The 14,835-nt window shown below is 72.0% G+C and carries 15 protein-coding genes; 9 read left to right on the top strand and 6 right to left on the bottom strand.

Annotation, left to right across the window (positions count from 1 at the left end; genetic code table 11):
* Nucleotides 1–30 precede the first annotated feature (30 nt).
* Both KAF39_RS02330 and KAF39_RS02325 read right to left on the bottom strand, forming a co-directional pair.
* Nucleotides 31–1,359 (bottom strand): MFS transporter, encoded by a 1,329-nt coding sequence (locus tag KAF39_RS02330; protein ID WP_210677916.1) that lies wholly within the window; start codon nucleotides 1,357–1,359, stop codon nucleotides 31–33.
* 5 nt (nucleotides 1,360–1,364) lie between these two features.
* Complete coding sequence (locus KAF39_RS02325) at nucleotides 1,365–1,805, bottom strand: MarR family winged helix-turn-helix transcriptional regulator (protein WP_210675781.1); 441 nt, start codon at nucleotides 1,803–1,805, stop codon at nucleotides 1,365–1,367.
* A 71-nt stretch (nucleotides 1,806–1,876) separates the two neighbouring features.
* Here KAF39_RS02325 and KAF39_RS02320 point away from each other — a divergent pair, with 71 nt between their 5' ends.
* The 5 genes from KAF39_RS02320 to KAF39_RS02300 all read left to right on the top strand — a co-directional run bounded on the left by KAF39_RS02320 (nucleotide 1,877) and on the right by KAF39_RS02300 (nucleotide 6,620).
* Nucleotides 1,877–2,623: a copper homeostasis protein CutC gene (locus KAF39_RS02320; protein ID WP_210675780.1), complete on the top strand. Its 747-nt coding sequence runs from the start codon at nucleotides 1,877–1,879 to the stop codon at nucleotides 2,621–2,623.
* Nucleotides 2,624–2,632: 9 nt separating this feature from the next.
* Nucleotides 2,633–3,487, top strand: a complete 855-nt coding sequence (locus KAF39_RS02315) for an alpha/beta fold hydrolase (protein WP_210675779.1) — start codon at nucleotides 2,633–2,635, stop codon at nucleotides 3,485–3,487.
* Between the two features lie 302 nt (nucleotides 3,488–3,789).
* A complete protein-coding gene (locus KAF39_RS02310; RefSeq protein ID WP_210675778.1) occupies nucleotides 3,790–4,527 on the top strand; it encodes a DUF1684 domain-containing protein in 738 nt (245 codons plus the stop codon).
* 33 nt (nucleotides 4,528–4,560) lie between these two features.
* Complete coding sequence (locus tag KAF39_RS02305; protein WP_210675777.1) at nucleotides 4,561–5,610, top strand: biotin/lipoate A/B protein ligase family protein; 1,050 nt, start codon at nucleotides 4,561–4,563, stop codon at nucleotides 5,608–5,610.
* A 92-nt stretch (nucleotides 5,611–5,702) separates the two neighbouring features.
* Entirely contained in the window at nucleotides 5,703–6,620 is a 918-nt protein-coding gene (locus tag KAF39_RS02300; RefSeq protein WP_210677915.1) for a site-specific DNA-methyltransferase, read from the top strand.
* A 23-nt stretch (nucleotides 6,621–6,643) separates the two neighbouring features.
* Here KAF39_RS02300 and KAF39_RS02295 read toward each other — a convergent pair whose 3' ends face one another.
* The 3 genes from KAF39_RS02295 to KAF39_RS02285 are packed head-to-tail and all read right to left on the bottom strand — an operon-like array spanning nucleotide 6,644 to nucleotide 8,887.
* A complete protein-coding gene (locus tag KAF39_RS02295; RefSeq protein WP_210675776.1) occupies nucleotides 6,644–6,994 on the bottom strand; it encodes a cupin domain-containing protein in 351 nt (116 codons plus the stop codon).
* The gene (locus KAF39_RS02290; RefSeq protein ID WP_210675775.1) at nucleotides 6,991–8,394 is read right to left on the bottom strand and encodes an FAD-binding oxidoreductase; all 1,404 of its coding nucleotides are present in this window, start codon (nucleotides 8,392–8,394) and stop codon (nucleotides 6,991–6,993) included. Before KAF39_RS02290 ends, KAF39_RS02295 begins: the two co-directional genes overlap by 4 nt.
* A 25-nt stretch (nucleotides 8,395–8,419) precedes the next feature.
* On the bottom strand, nucleotides 8,420–8,887 hold the full coding sequence (locus tag KAF39_RS02285; protein WP_210675774.1) for an Lrp/AsnC family transcriptional regulator: 468 nt from the start codon (nucleotides 8,885–8,887) through the stop codon (nucleotides 8,420–8,422).
* Between the two features lie 99 nt (nucleotides 8,888–8,986).
* On the opposite strand from KAF39_RS02285, the gene KAF39_RS02280 reads away from it, so the two are divergent.
* Nucleotides 8,987–10,435 carry an aminobutyraldehyde dehydrogenase gene (locus tag KAF39_RS02280; RefSeq protein WP_210675773.1) on the top strand — a complete coding sequence of 483 codons (1,449 nt, stop codon included), beginning with the start codon at nucleotides 8,987–8,989 and terminating at the stop codon, nucleotides 10,433–10,435.
* Nucleotides 10,436–10,438: 3 nt separating this feature from the next.
* On the opposite strand, the gene KAF39_RS02275 is transcribed toward KAF39_RS02280, so the two are convergent.
* Nucleotides 10,439–10,966, bottom strand: coding sequence for a GNAT family N-acetyltransferase (locus tag KAF39_RS02275; RefSeq protein WP_210675772.1), 528 nt, complete (start codon nucleotides 10,964–10,966; stop codon nucleotides 10,439–10,441).
* A 449-nt stretch (nucleotides 10,967–11,415) separates the two neighbouring features.
* Here KAF39_RS02275 and KAF39_RS02270 point away from each other — a divergent pair, with 449 nt between their 5' ends.
* Genes KAF39_RS02270 through KAF39_RS02260 form a run of 3 tightly spaced genes read left to right on the top strand, consistent with a single transcriptional unit; the run spans nucleotide 11,416 to nucleotide 14,833 of the window.
* Nucleotides 11,416–12,561, top strand: a complete 1,146-nt coding sequence (locus KAF39_RS02270; RefSeq protein WP_210675771.1) for an ROK family protein — start codon at nucleotides 11,416–11,418, stop codon at nucleotides 12,559–12,561.
* A 23-nt stretch (nucleotides 12,562–12,584) separates the two neighbouring features.
* Entirely contained in the window at nucleotides 12,585–13,511 is a 927-nt protein-coding gene (locus tag KAF39_RS02265; RefSeq protein WP_210675770.1) for a polysaccharide deacetylase family protein, read from the top strand.
* On the top strand, nucleotides 13,508–14,833 hold the full coding sequence (locus KAF39_RS02260; protein ID WP_210675769.1) for an MFS transporter: 1,326 nt from the start codon (nucleotides 13,508–13,510) through the stop codon (nucleotides 14,831–14,833). The genes KAF39_RS02265 and KAF39_RS02260 overlap by 4 nt, the downstream gene beginning before the upstream one ends.
* The last annotated feature ends 2 nt before the right edge of the window (nucleotides 14,834–14,835 follow it).

Genomic DNA, 14,835 nt, shown 5'->3' with positions numbered 1-14,835 from the left:
GAGGAAGGCGTTGACAAATGCCTCCGCAGCTCACTCGTCGCGGCGCGGCAGGCGGATGGGCGTGGTCGCCGCCGCCTTCTCCGTGTAGTCGACCGGCTCGACCGGCTGGATGACCCGCAGCGGCCGGGTCTCGTCGAGCGTCAGTCGGAAGCGGCTGCTCTCCTCCCGCCGCAGTCGCCCGGACGTCAGCACCCACGTCACGCCGATCGCGCACGCGATGAAGCCGGCCGTACCGCCGAGCATGATCGCGGCGCGGGGACCGAACGCGTCGGCCACCCAGCCCGCGATGGGGGCGCCGACCGGCGTCGACCCCATGATGACGGCCATGTAGAGGGCGAGGACCCGGCCGCGCAGCGCCGGATCCGTCGTGATCTGCACGTAGCCGTTGGCCGTGGTCAGCAGCGTCACGATCATGAAACCGGTGAACGTGAGCGTGACCGCGTAGGAGAGGTAGGTGGGCATCGCGGCCGAGACGAAGGCCGCGATCCCGAAGCCGCCCGCCGCGAGGATCACCACACGCACCCGCGCCCGGTCGCGACGCGCGGCGAGGAGGGCACCGATCAGCGAGCCGATCGCGAGCACCGAGCTCAGCACGCCGTAGCCGTCGGCGCCGGCCCCGAACTCCAGCGCCATCGTCGAGGCGAAGATCGGGAAGTTCATTCCGAACGCGCCGATGAGGAACACCGTCACGAACACGACCTTGAGGTCGCTGCGTGCCCAGACGTACCGGAAGCCCTCGGCGAGGCCGCCGCGGCTGCGGTTCTTCGGGCGCGGGGCCAGCAGGTGCGTGCGCATGAGCAGCAGCGCGACGATCATGGCAAGGAACGTCGCGGCGTTGACGATGAACACCCAGCCGGAGCCGATCGCCACGATCAGCAGACCGCCGACCGCGGGGCCGATCATGCGGGCGAGGTTGAAGGAGGCGGAGTTGAGGGCCACGGCGTTCGACGTCTCGGACGCGGACACCATGTCCGACACGAACGCCTGGCGGGCGGGCGCGTCGAACGCGTTGACGATGCCGAATCCGAGGGCGAAAGCGAGCATCATCGGCAGGGTCATCACGCCGGCGAGCAGCAGCGAGCCCACCGCGATGGCGAGGCCGAGCAGCGCGGTCTGTGTCGTCAGGAGGATCTTCCGCCGGTCGAAGCGGTCGGCGACCCAGCCGGTCAGGCTCACGAGCACCAGGGGAGGGCCGAACTGCAGCGCCATGGTGACGCCCATCGCGGTGGCGTCGTTGTCGGTGAGCTCGGTCAGCACCACCCAGTCCTGCGCGGTGGCCTGCATCCACCCGCCGACGTTGGACACGAGGGCGCCGGCGAACCAGATGCGGTAGTTGATGTTCGCGAACGAACGGAACATGGCGCTCATCGCTCCACCACCCTCCGCATCAGGGCGCTCGCTTCTCGCAGGGTCGCCAGCTCCTCCTCGGTGTAGTCGACCTCGCGGAGCATGTCGGCCAGCAGCACGTCGCGACGGCGGATGGTCTCGGCGACGATCTCGATACCGGCGGGAGTGATGTCCACCTGCACGCGACGGCGGTCGTCCTCGTCCGGGGTGCGGGCCACGAACCCCTGTTCCTCGAGCCCGTTCACGATGCTCGTCATCGACGGAGCGGTCACCCGCTCGCGCTCGGCGAGGGTGGAGATCGTCCGGCGGCCGTTCATGCGCAGCTCGGCGAGCACGGCGAGCTGGGTGTCGCTCATCAGGTCGGCGGCGCGGGCGCAGCGGAGCCGGCGGGCGAGCCGGAAAGTGGCCATGCGGAGGTCTGTGGCGGTGAGGTGCAGGGAATCATCGGACGCAGACATACTTAGTTAGTCTATCTAATATTTCCGACCGCGGGTCGGGGACGGACGAGGCCACCGGGCACAATGGAGGGGTGACCCGAACGATCGCCCTCGAAATCGCCGTCCAGGACCCCGCCGGAGTGCGCATCGCCGCCGAGGTCGGCGCCGCCCGCGTCGAACTCGCCACCGCTCTCGCCCTGGGCGGACTCACCCCCTCGCCCGCCACGCTCGACCTCGCCCTCGAGGCCGCGGGCGCCGGAGGACCCGAGGTGCACGTCCTCATCCGTCCGCGCGCCGGCGGCTTCCACTACAGCGCCGACGAGCTCGCCGTCGCCGAGCGCGACGTGCGCCACGCGATCGCCGCCGGAGCCGCGGGAGTGGTGATCGGCGCGCTCGACGGCGAGGGGCGGCTGGATCGCGACGCCATGGCCCGGCTGCGGGATGCCGCCGACGGCGCCCCGGCGACCCTGCACCGCGCGATCGACGTCACCCCCGACCCGGTGGCGACCCTGCGTGCGGCGCGCGAGCTCGGACTCCGTCGGGTGCTCACCTCCGGAGGGGCATCCGCCGCGATCGACGGCATCGACACGCTGCGCGCCCTCGTCGCCGCGGCCGAGGGGCAGATCGAGATCATGGCCGGCAGCGGCGTCGACGTCGCGAGCGCTCCGGTGCTGGCCGCGACCGGTGTCGACGCGATCCACTTCTCCGCGAAGCGCGCCGTCGTCGAGGACGGCGGGGTACGCATGGGCTCCGCCTCCGACGGTGTCGGCGGATACGAGGTGACCGATCGCGACATCGCCTTCGCCATCCGCGACGCCCTCGCGGAGACCGAGCGGTAAGGCAGGACCATGACCGAGACCCGCGAGTACACCGACAGCCACGGCATCGTCATCGTCTACGACGTCCACCCGGCGGAGGGGACGCCCCGCGGGGTCGTCCAACTGCTGCACGGGGTGGGTGAGCACGCGGGGCGGTACCCCGCGCTCATCGCGGCTCTCACCGGGGCGGGATTCAGGGTCTACGCCGACGACCACCGCGGACACGGGCGCACCGGCATGCGCCAGCACGGCGACCCGGCCCGGCTCGGACGGCTCGGCCCCGGAGGTCTCCGGGCAGCCAAGGACGCGATCTGGCAGCTGACCGGCCTCATCCGCGACGAGAACCCCGACCTCCCGCTCGTGCTGCTCGGACACTCGTGGGGGTCGTTCCTCGCGCAGATGCTGCTGAACGAGCACGCCGAGGCCTTCGACGCGGTCATCCTGTCGGGCTCGGCGCTGCGCACGCCCCGCTCGCTGAACCCGGCGCCGCTGAACGCCGCCTGGGCCGCCGACGACGCGACCGGGTACGAGTGGCTGAGCCGCGACCCCGCGGTGTGGAAGGCCTTCGAGGAGGATCCGCTCACGACGGGCGTGCCGCTGCTCACGCTCTTCGGCCCGCTCGACGCGGCGCGACTCTACGGACGCCCGGCGAAGCACCTGGCGCGCGACCTCCCGATGCTGCTCCTCGTCGGCCGTGACGATCCGGTCGGCGGCCCGCGCAGCGTCCACAAGCTCGCCGACGCGTACCGCCGGCGCTCCGGGCTCACCGACGTCACGACCCTCGTCTATCCCGACGCCCGGCACGAGATCTTCCAGGAGCTCCAGCAGGACGAGGTGCGCGCCGACGTGCTCGCCTGGCTCGACGCCCACATCCCCACCCGCTGACCGTCCCCTTCCGCCGGTCCCGCGGGATCACTTCCGCACCTCCCTCCGGCCCGAGCGGAGCGTTTTCGAACACGCACGGTGACGGGGCGAGGTGCGCCCGGCCGGGTGGCGGGATCAGGAACGGGCGGGGGAGGGAGTACCGGGGAGCGGTTCTGATCCCGCACCGGATGGAGGGGCGGGGAGGGAGGTGTGTGACGCGGGATGACGCGGGGTGAAGGCGTGTGACGGACGAGGGTCGCGCGCCACGCGAGCCGCCCTAGATTCGGGGCACACCGCACGAGCGAGGGGGAGGGCCCGCCGCGATGAGCTTCCTGACCGACTGGCACGAGTGGCATGCGTCGCGCGAACGGTATGCGGGGTCGGAGTACGGGCCGTCGGCGCTCGAGTCGACGAACTGGCTCATCACCGAACCCGCGGCCGTCGACGGAGTCCCGGGACTCTGGGCTCTCACCGGGGACGGAGGCATCCGCGGCAGCGAGCTCGGACCCTCCGGATCGGTCGTCACACTCCGCGGGACGCAGACCCTGCGCCTGGGCCGTCGGGAACTGCGCGTGTTCGACCGTCACGGGGCGCTCGCCCTCCGCGTCTGGAACCCGGCGCGCCCGCAGCGGGAGTGGTTCACGGCGATCGACGCGTACGCCCCGGACGAGCGCTGGCGGATCCCGGCGACATTCGAGCCCGCAGCCGACGAGCGGATGGTCGTCACGGCGGTCGACGGTGAGGAGCGGGAGACGCCGATCGCGGGACGGCTCCGGTTCGAGCTCGCCGGCGCACCCCACGAACTCACCGTCACCCGCGCCGGCAGCGGGGCGCTCAGCGCCGTCTTCGCCGACGGCACGAACGGCCTCGAGACCTACCGGTTCCGATTCCTGCCGGTGGAGGAGCCCGCCGCCGACGGATCGGCGGTGATCGACTTCAACCGCGCCTACCTGCCGCCGTGCGCCTTCTCCGACCAGTTCATCTGCCCCCTGCCCACGCCCGGCAACCGCTACTCCACACCGATCAGGGCCGGGGAACGCGTGGTCGTGCTCGGCGGCTGACCCCCGCGGCGCCGCGCGCCTTAAGCTGGACCCGTGCACGGTGAATACAAGGTTCCTGGGGGCAAGCTCGTGGTCGTCGACCTCGAGGTCGAGAACGACCGGATCGCGCGGTTCCGGCTCGCCGGGGACTTCTTCCTCGAACCGGACTCCGCGCTCGACGACATCAACGCGGCGGTCGAGGGCCTCCCCGCCGAGTCGGACGCGACGGCGATCGCCGCCGCCGTCCGCGGCGCGCTCCCCGACGGCGCCCAGCTGCTCGGCTTCACCCCCGAGGCGGTCGGCACCGCCGTCCGCCGCGCGCTCGTCACCGCGCCCGGCTGGGGCGACTTCGACTGGGAGATCGTGCACGAGAAGGCGGTCTCGCCGCGCATGAACCTCGCCCTCGACGAGGTGCTCACCTCGCGGGTCGGCGAAGGCCGCCGCCGGCCCACGCTGCGGATCTGGGAATGGAACGAGTCGGCCGTCGTCATCGGGTCGTTCCAGTCGTACCGCAACGAGGTCGACCCCGAGGGCGCGGCCCGGCACGGGTTCGACGTCGTCCGTCGCATCTCCGGGGGCGGGGCGATGCTCATGGCCGCCGGGCAGATCATCACCTACTCGCTGTACGTCCCGGCCTCGCTCGTCGCCGGCATGACCTTCGCCGACTCCTACGCGTTCCTCGACGACTGGGTGCTGCAGGCGCTGCGCTCCCTCGGCATCGATGCGGTCTACCAGCCCCTCAACGACATCGCGAGCCCCACCGGAAAGATCGGCGGCGCCGCGCAGAAGCGCCTCGCGAACGGGGGCGTGCTGCACCACGCCACCCTCTCCTACGACATCGACGGCCAGATGATGACCGAGGTGCTGCGCATCGGACGGGAGAAGCTCAGCGACAAGGGCACGACGTCCGCCGCCAAGCGGGTCGACCCGTTGCGCAGCCAGACCGGGCTCGAGCGCGCCGAGATCATCGAACGCTTCAAGGACACGTTCCGCTCGCTCACCTCCGCCGAGGACGGCGGCATCACACCCGACGAATACGCCGACGCCGAGGCCCTCGTGGAGTCGAAGTTCTCGACCGACGCGTGGTTGCACCGGGTTCCGTGACCCCTTCGACCGGCTCGGGCCCTTCGACCGGCTCGGGCCCTTCGACAGGCTCAGGGACCCAGGGGGGCTCAGGGACCCAGGGGGTCGGGCGGGTGTCGGTGATCGAGGGGGACAACCTCGCGGTCGCGGCGACGCTCCCGTCCGGATCCTTCACGCTCGTCTACCTCGACCCGCCGTTCAACACCGGGCGGGTGCGGGAGCGGCAGGTGGTCACCGCCCGCCGCACGTTCACAACTCCGGAGGAATCGGCTGATTCGGACGGCAACCGCCCCGAATCGGCCGACACCGCATCGGATCTCCTGAGTTCTGAACGTGCGCCCGGCGAGCCCGAGGTGCGGCACGGGTTCCACGGACACCGGTACGAGCGGGTGCGGGGCATGCTGCGCGCGTACGACGACAGCTTCGACGACTATGGCGCCTTCCTCATGCCGCGGCTGGAGGAGGCCTGGCGTCTGCTCGCCGACGACGGCACCCTCTACCTGCACCTCGACTACCGCGAGGCGCACTATGCGAAGGTCATGCTCGACGCCGTGTTCGGTCGGGACTGCTTCCTGAACGAACTCATCTGGGCGTACGACTACGGGGCGAAGTCACGGCGACGCTGGCCGACGAAGCACGACACGATCCTCGTGTACGTGAAGAACCCGCGGACCTACGTCTTCAACTCCGACGACGTCGACCGCGAGCCCTACATGGCGCCCGGCCTGGTGACCGCGGAGAAGGCCGCGCGCGGCAAGCTCCCGACGGACGTGTGGTGGCACACGATCGTCCCCACCACCGGGCGGGAGAAGACCGGGTACCCGACGCAGAAGCCGGAGGGCATCCTCCGGCGCATCGTCGCGGCGTCCAGCCGCCCCGGTGATCGGGTGCTCGACCTGTTCGCCGGCAGCGGCACGACCGGGGCCGTGGCCTCCGCACTCGGCCGGGAGGCGGTGCTCGTGGACGACAATCCGGAGGCCGTGCGGGTCATGGCGGCGCGGATCCCGCACGCCGAGGTGCGTCGGGCCTGAGCGGGACGCGCTCGGCGGAGGCGTCAGATCCCGATTGAGACCTTCCGCAGCGTCTCGGTGACGGTCCAGACGGTGCGCATGCCGGCGGAGAGGCGCACCACGGACCCCGGGCCGACCTCGACGGGAGGGAGGGCGGGGGCGGTGAACGCGATGGTCGCGCGTCCCGACAGCACCACGAACACCTCGTCCTCCTCGGTGTCGGACGCGGTGCCGGCGGTCATCTCCCAGACGCCGATCTCGATCCCGCCCGCATCGTCGAGCACCGTGTAGGCCGTGGTCGGGGTGCCGTCGCGGACGTCTTCGGCGGGCAGGGAAGCGTGCGTCAGCGGGAGGCGGGCGGCGTCGACGACGACCCCCGGGACGAGACCGGTCACGAGTCGAACCCCATGCCGAGGGCGTCCAGGGTTTTCAGGAAAAGGTTGCGGCGCCCCTCGTTGTGGTCGGCCCTGTCCATCGCCGCGCGGACGAGGTTGATGCCGACGGACGCGGCCGGCTCCGGCGGGAAGGGGATCGGCTTCTCGCGCACCATCCGCAGCTGCGTGCGCTCGGTCTCCTCGCCGGCGAGCTTGTCGAGCATCACGTCCGCGGCGAAGCGCGCGGCCCCGACGCCGAGCCCGGTGAACCCCGTGGCGTAGGCGACCCGGCCGCCGCGGGCGGTGCCGAAGAACGCGCAGAACCGGCTGGACGAGTCGATCGCCCCGGCCCAGCGGTGCGTGAAGCGGAGTCCGGCGAGCTGCGGGAAGGTGGTGAAGAAGTGCGACGCGAGGCGGCGGTGGCTCTCCATCCGGTCTTCGTAGGCGGGGCGCACTTTGCCCCCGAAGTGGTAGACCGCGTCGTAGCCGCCGAACAGGATCCGGTCGTCGGCGGTGAGCCGGTAGTAGTGGAACTGGTTGGCGCTGTCGGCGAGTCCCTGGCGGTTGTGCCAGCCGACGGACGCGAGCTGCTCCGCCGACAGCGGCTCCGTCATCAGCACGTAGTCGTACACGGGCACCGTCATGAGGCGGTTGCGCTTCAGCAGCGAGGGGAAGACGTTCGTCGCGAGCGCCACCGCGTCGGCGGTCACCCGGCCGTGCTCGGTGACGAGGGTCACGGGGCCGGCATCGGCGCCCTCGATCCGCCGGACGAGGCTGTGCTCGTGGATCTCGACGCCGAGCTCGACGGCCACCCGCGCGAGTTCCAGACCGAGCTTCGCCGGGTGCACGAGGGCGCTGCCGTCCCGATCCCAGGCCCCGGCGAGGAACGTGGGGGAGTGCACCTCCGCCTGCACCGCCTCCTCATCGAGGAAGCCCTCCTCGTCGCGGAGCCACTCCACCTGGTGCGGTTCGACGGCGACCGCGAGCTGGCCCGTCCGCTCGAACTCGGCGTCCATGTCGTATCGGCGGACGGTCTCGGCGATGCCGTCGAGGTTCTCGTGCCCCAGCTCCTCCAGCCGGTCGATCTCCTCGGGCCAGCGGTTCACGCCGTTCTCGTGGCCGTGGGTGAGGCTGGACTCGCAGAATCCGCCGTTCCGGCCGGACGCGGCCCAGGCGACGCGGGACGCCTCGAGCAGCACGACCCGGCGTCCGGGGTCCCGCTCCTTCGCGCGCACCGCGGTCCAGAGGCCGGTGTAGCCGCCGCCGACGATCACGAGGTCTGCGTGCACGGTGCCGCGGAGGGGCGGGTGCACGGGGCGCTCGACGTCGTCGAGCCAGAAGACGGACAGGGCCGTGTCGCGCAGGGCGTCGTCGATGACGGACCGCGGAGGACGTCGGCGTTCGAAGACCGTGGTGCCCATGTTCACTCCGATGCGGGAGGGCGCGTCAGCGCGTTCCCCAGTTGTAGAGGTCTTTGTAGAGGCCCGCGTAGAGCAGGCTCTCCGTCTGGAGGATGCCGGGGATGGCGCGGATGCGGGTGGCGATGAGGTCGAGCAGGTGGTCGTCGTCCTCGCACACCGCCTCCACGAGGATGTCGAACGTCCCGAGGGTGACGACGACGTAGGCCAGCTCGGGGATCGCGGAGAGCTCCTCCGCGATCGCGCGGGGGTCGCCCGAGACGCGGATCCCGATCATCGACATGCGGTGGAAGCCGAGCTGCAGCGGGTCGGTCACGGCGACGATCTGGATGACGCCCGACTCGGTCAGGCGCTGCACGCGCTGCCGGGCTGCCGCTTCGCTGAGCCCGACTTCGCGCGCGATCTCCGCGTACGGGCGGCGCCCGTCCTCCTGCAGCAGCTCGATGATGCGCTTGGAGATGTCATCGAGGGCGGGCGGAGGTGACTTCGGACTCATATACCGATCGTGTCATTTCGACCCCTCGTGCGCAACTGATTCCGTCGAGGTTTGGCAGAAAAGCTACAGATTCCGCTGTCTTGTGGCTAGCATGGCGCCATGTCCCGACAGTCGACGACGACCGCGCCCCTGCAGAACTTCATCGGCGGAGAGCCCGTCGCGGCACGGGGGAGCGGGCGACTGCCCCTCATCGATCCCGTGACGGAAGAAGCCTACGGCGAGATCCCGCTCTCGGACCGCGCCGACGTCGATGCCGCCTACGCCGCCGCCACTGCCGCCTTCCCCGTCTGGCGTGCGACGCCCCCGGCCGAGCGCCAGCTCGCGCTGTTCCGCATCGCCGAGGAGATGGCGGCGCGCGCCGAGGAGTTCGCCGACCTCGAATCGCAGGACACCGGCAAGCCGCGGGCGACACTCGTCGCCGACGAGATCCTCCAGTCCGTCGACCAGCTGCGGTTCTTCGCCGGCGCCGCGCGGAGCCTGGAAGGGCGCGCCGCCGCGGAATACCTCCCCGGCCACACCTCGTTCGTGCGCCGGGAGCCGATCGGCGTGATCGGCCAGGTGACGCCCTGGAACTACCCCCTCAACATGGCGGTGTGGAAGATCGCCCCCGCCCTCGCCGCCGGCAACACCGTCGTGCTCAAACCCGCGGAGTCCACGCCGCTCACGACGCTGCTGCTCGCGGAGATCGTCGCCCGGCACACGCCGCCCGGCACGCTCAACGTCGTGCTCGGCGACCGCGAGACGGGGGCCGCCCTCGTCGCGCACCCGACACCCCAGATGGTCGCCATCACCGGCTCGGTGCGGGCCGGCATGGCGGTGGCCCGCGCGGCGGCCGACGACGTCAAGCGCGTGCACCTGGAACTGGGCGGCAAGGCGCCCGCGATCGTCTTCCCGGACGCGACGATCGGGAAAGCCGTCGAGGGCATCGTCGCCGGCGCCTTCTTCAACGCCGGTCAGGACTGCACGGCTGCGACCCGGGTTCTCGTGCACGCCTCCCTGCACGACGCGTTCGTCGACGCGCTGGTGGCGCGGACGCGGACGCACGCGCGCACCGGCGCCCCGCACGAGGAGGGCGTGCTCTACGGGCCGCTGAGCAGCGCCGCCCAGCTCGCCCAGGTGCAGGGCTTCATCGATCGGCTGCCCGCGCACGCCACCGTCGCCACCGGCGGAGTGCGCCAGGGCGACCGCGGCTACTTCTGGGAGGCGACCGTCGTGACCGGGGTCCGTCAGGACGACGAGGTCGTGCAGGGAGAGATCTTCGGTCCGGTGCTCACCGTGCAGCCGTTCGACACCGAGGACGAGGCGCTCGCGATGGCCAACGACGTGCCGTACGCGCTCGCCGCCTCCGTGTGGACCCGGGACCACGCCCGCGCGATGCGGTTCTCCCGCGACCTCGACTTCGGCTGCGTGTGGATCAACACCCACCTCCCGTTCGTGTCGGACATGCCGCACGGCGGGTTCCAGCACTCCGGGTACGGCAAGGACCTGTCGCAGTACGGCTTCGACGACTACACCCGGATCAAGCACGTGATGAGCGCGCTGGACTGACGCTCAGCGCGGGCCGAGGAGCTTGACCCGCCGGTGCTCGCAGAGCGTGAGCTGGGGGCGCTGGTCGATCTTCGTGGCCCCGTCGAGCTCCCACCCGTGCCGGGCGTAGAAGCGGTCGGCCCGGTGGTTCCCGTCGAGCACCCAGAGGTATGCGCGGGTGTGCCCGGCATCGATCATCCGCTGCTCCGCTGCATCCAGCAGCGCATGCCCCGCCCCCGTCGACCAGGCGTCCGGGTCGGCGTACAGCCCGTACAGCTCCGCGTCGTCCGGACCGTCGAGGTCGCGACCGGAGCCGAACGACGCCCACGCGACGACCTCGCCGTCGCGCTCGGCGACCAGCGTCCCGAGGCTGGTGGGCAGCGGTTCGGCGAAGATGCGGCGCCATCCGTCGGCCCGCTCGGTGACGGACAGCCCGTCCAGCACCTCCTGATCGATGAGCCCCTCGTACGCCGCCTGCCACGAGCGCACGTGCACACGCGCGACGGCCTCGGCATCGTCGGCGACGGCGTCACGGATCACCAGGGGCGTCATCCCTCCACCCTATGCAGGCCCGCAGACACCCTCCCCTCCCCTCCCGTCCCGTCCGTCCCGTCCCGTCCCCGTCCCCGTCCCGTCCGTCCCATCCCCCCAGGTGCACTTGCACGACCCCGGGACGTGCGGGCGACCAGAACCAGGGTTTCGTCGTGCAGCCGTGTCCGGGTCGTGCAGGTGTCACGGGCCCATCCGAGACCCCGGTCGCCCGACCGGACCGGCTCCGGCGCCCCGATTGGTCTGTCCGTCCTCCCTCCCGTTCCCTCGTCCCGGGTCACCGGCACGAGCCGGGGACGTGTGCGGGACCAGAACCGGGGTTGGGTCGTGCGGGCGTGGCGGGGTCGTGCTGGTGGCGCAGCCGCGGGGGGAGGTCGACGGGTGCGACTCGATGTGGCAGGCTGTCGGGCACCGACTCCGCACGAGCACCGACCCCTCAGAGGTTCCGCCGTATGTCCCGACCCCTCGCAGGACCGCAGACCCTGCTCCGCACGCTCAACGGACGCGCCATCCTCGAGCGTCTCGCCGCGAGCGGCCCCCAGACCAGGGCCGAGCTCATGGCGGCGACCGGACTGTCCCGCACCGCGGTCACGCAGGTGCTGCGGATGCTGGATGCGGCGGGCGCGGTGGCCGCCGCCGGTCTCGATCGCGACACCCGCGGGCCCGCCGCGGGGCGGGTCGGGCTGCACCCGGGGCTCGGTCATGCGGCAGCCGTGCACGTCGACCATCAGGCCGCCCACGTCGTCCTGGTCGACGCGACCGGCGCCGTGCGCGCCGAGCGGCACGGCCCGTTCCCCGTGGGCGGCGACCGCGTCGCGCACATCGCGGCGCTCGTCGCCGCCTGCCGACGTTCCGCCAAGGGCGCCCTCCACCTCGCCGTCGTCGGGGTCCCGGGGATCGTCGGGTCCGACGGCGCGATCCGCGATGACCAGGGTCCGGACGGAGGCGCGTTCCGTGCCGCCCTCACCGCCGCACTCGACTGCCCGGTGCGTATCGAGAACGACGTGAACCTCGCCGCGCTCGCGGAGCTCACCACCGGCGTCGGCGCCGATCTGGCGAGCTTCGCGCTGCTCCTCCTCGACGACGACCTCGGCGCCGGGATCGTCATCGACGGGGCGCTGCACCGCGGATTCTCGGGCGTCGCGGGCGAGGTCATGTACCTCCCGCAGACGCCGGTCCCCATCGGCGCCCCGGTCGTGGGCGCCGCGGTCGTGAGCGACCTCGCCCTCGGCCTCGGACTCGACGTGGACGCCCCGTTCCTCGCCCACCTCGAAGCGGCCCGCCACGGCGACGATGCCGCGCGGGCGCTCGTCGCCGAGATCGGCCGCCGGCTGTTCCTCGTGGCCGGGAGCGTCGCTCTCGTGCTCGACCCCGAAGCGTTCATCCTCGGCGGTGAGGCCGCGCATCCGGCACTGCTGGACGCGGTCGAGCGCGTCGCCGAGGAGTACTCCGCGCAACTCTCGCTCCGGTTCGTTGCCTCCGCGTTCGGCCCCGAGGCACCGCTCGTCGGAGCGGTGGGCGAGGCCGCGTCCGCCCTCCGCGCCGAGGTCTTCACGCGCCTCCTCGCGCCGTCCCGTCCCGCGGCCGGCGGCCGCTGACCCCCCGTCCGACAGGATCCGCCATGATCGCCTCCTCCGCCCTCGCCGATCGTCTCGGGCTGCCAGCCGGTGCCCGAGCGGTGATCCTCAATGCCGACGACTTCGGGATGTGCCATGCGGCGAACACGGCCATCTCCGACCTCCTCGCCCGCGACCGCATCGACTCCGCCACGGTCATGGTGCCGTGCGCCTGGTCGCCGGAGGCGCTGGCGTTCGCCGCGGGACAGCCCGCCCTCGACGTGGGGGTGCATCTCGTGCTCACCAGCGAGTGGCGGCGGTACCGCTGGCGCCCGCTGACCGGAGGTGCGACCGTCGTCGACCCCGACGGTTTCTTCCCCGCGGACGTCGCGACCGTCGAGCGGCAGGCGTCCGAGGCGGATGTCGCGGCCGAGATCGCCGCGCAGCTGCAGGCCGCCCTCGACGCCGGTGTCGACGTCACCCATCTCGACAACCACATGGGATCGGTCTACGGACTCCTCACCGGTCGCGACTTCCTGCGCCCGGTCTTCGCGCTCGCCGCCCGGCACGGTCTGCCCTTCCGGCTTCCCCGCCACATGGAGGGGGCGGACGCGGACCCGCGGCTGCAGGCGAAGCTGACCGAGGCGGCGGCGGTGGCGGATGCGTTCGGTGTCGAGATCGTCGACCGGCTGTGGACGCACCCCTTCGAGCTGGGAGGGGAGGGGACCGCCGACGAGGAGACGTACGAGCAGGTGCGTGACGGCTTCCTCGCGCTCTTGCGCGCCGTGCCGTCCGGGGTCACCGAGATCTACCTGCACCCGATGACCGACGGGGAGGAGCTGCGGGCGGCGGTGGACTTCGGGGCGGCGAAGCGCGACTACGAACGGCGCCTCCTCGACGACCCGGTCGTCCGGCAGGCGATGGCGGACGAGGGCCTGGTCCGGCTCGGGTGGCGGGCGCTGCGCGACCTGCAGCGCGGGGAGGCGCGGTGACCACTCTCGGCGAGCGGCTGCGCGACCGCCGTCTCGACGCCGCCCCCACCCGCGCCCAGTCCATCGCCTTCGGGGCATCGGGGTTCCCGACGCAGCTGATGACGCAGACGTTCTCCGCGTTCGTCGTCTACTTCTACGTGTCGCACCTCGCCGTCCCGGCCGGCTGGGTGGCGGCGGCCATGATCGCGCACGGCATCCTCAACGCGGCACTCAATCCGGTCGTCGGCGCCCTGTCCGACCGGATCCGCACGCCGTGGGGCCGCCGCATCCCGTGGATCGGGCTCGGCATCGTGCCGCTCGTCGTCGCCTTCGCGCTCGTGTGGATGCCGCCCGCCCTGCCGGCGGCGGGCCTCATCGTCTGGTTCCTCGTGGTGGTGGCCGTCTACGACATTGCGTTCGTCGTGGTGGTGCTCAACATCTCGGCGCTGTTCCCGGAGATCTTCCGGACGACGGAGGAGCGCGCCCGCGGGAACGTGCCGCGGCAGATCTTCGCGATCCTCGGCATGGTGCTCGGCACGGCCGGGGCGCCGGCGCTCTACGACGCGATCGGCTGGCCCGGCATGGCGCTCGTGCTGTCCGGCGTGTGTCTGGTGCTGCTCGCGTGGTCCTTCCTCGGGGGCATGATCGAGCGCCGCGTCCCGGAGGCCGCGTCCGAGGCGATGCGCTGGCGGGACCAGCTCGTCTACACGTTCCGCAACCGTGCCTTCGTGCCCTACGTGCTCGGCTCGCTGTGCGTGCAGACGTCGATCGCGGTGATCCTCGCCGCCGTCCCGTTCTATGTGCGCTACTCGCTGGGAGCGCCGGAGGGGGAGGGGAGTCTGCTGCTCGGGGCGATCTTCGTCACTGCGATCCCGTCGATCGTGCTGTGGAGCGCGGTGGTGCGGCGCACCTCGCCGCGCACCGCGCTGCTGTGGAGCGTCGCCGTCTTCGGGGTGGCGGTGCTGGGCTATCTGATCCCGACGACCGTGGGGGCGGCGGCTCTCGTCGGAGTGGCGGTCGGCGTCGGCGTCGGCGGCCTCCTCCAGCTGCTCGAGGTGGTGCTCGCCCAGATCATCGACGACGACGCCCACCGCACGGGTCATCGCCGCGAGGGCGCCTACTTCGGGGTGAACGGCTTCGTCGTCCGCGGCTCCGTGGTCCTCCAGGCGATCGTCGCCGCCGCCGTGCTGACGGCGACGGGCTTCGACGCCGAACTCGGCGATGCGCAGCCGGAGGCCGTCGACGGCGGCATCCGGCTCATGCTCGCGGTCATCCCGCTGGCGTTCACCGCCGTCGGCTGGCTGTGCTTCTGGCTCTACCCGCTGCGCACCCGCGACGTCTGAGG

The organism is Microbacterium sp. BLY, assembly GCF_017939615.1.
Lineage (GTDB): Bacteria > Actinomycetota > Actinomycetes > Actinomycetales > Microbacteriaceae > Microbacterium.
The sequence above is the reverse complement of the archived record's forward strand: the minus strand, read 5'-3'. Positions and strand labels throughout refer to the sequence as shown.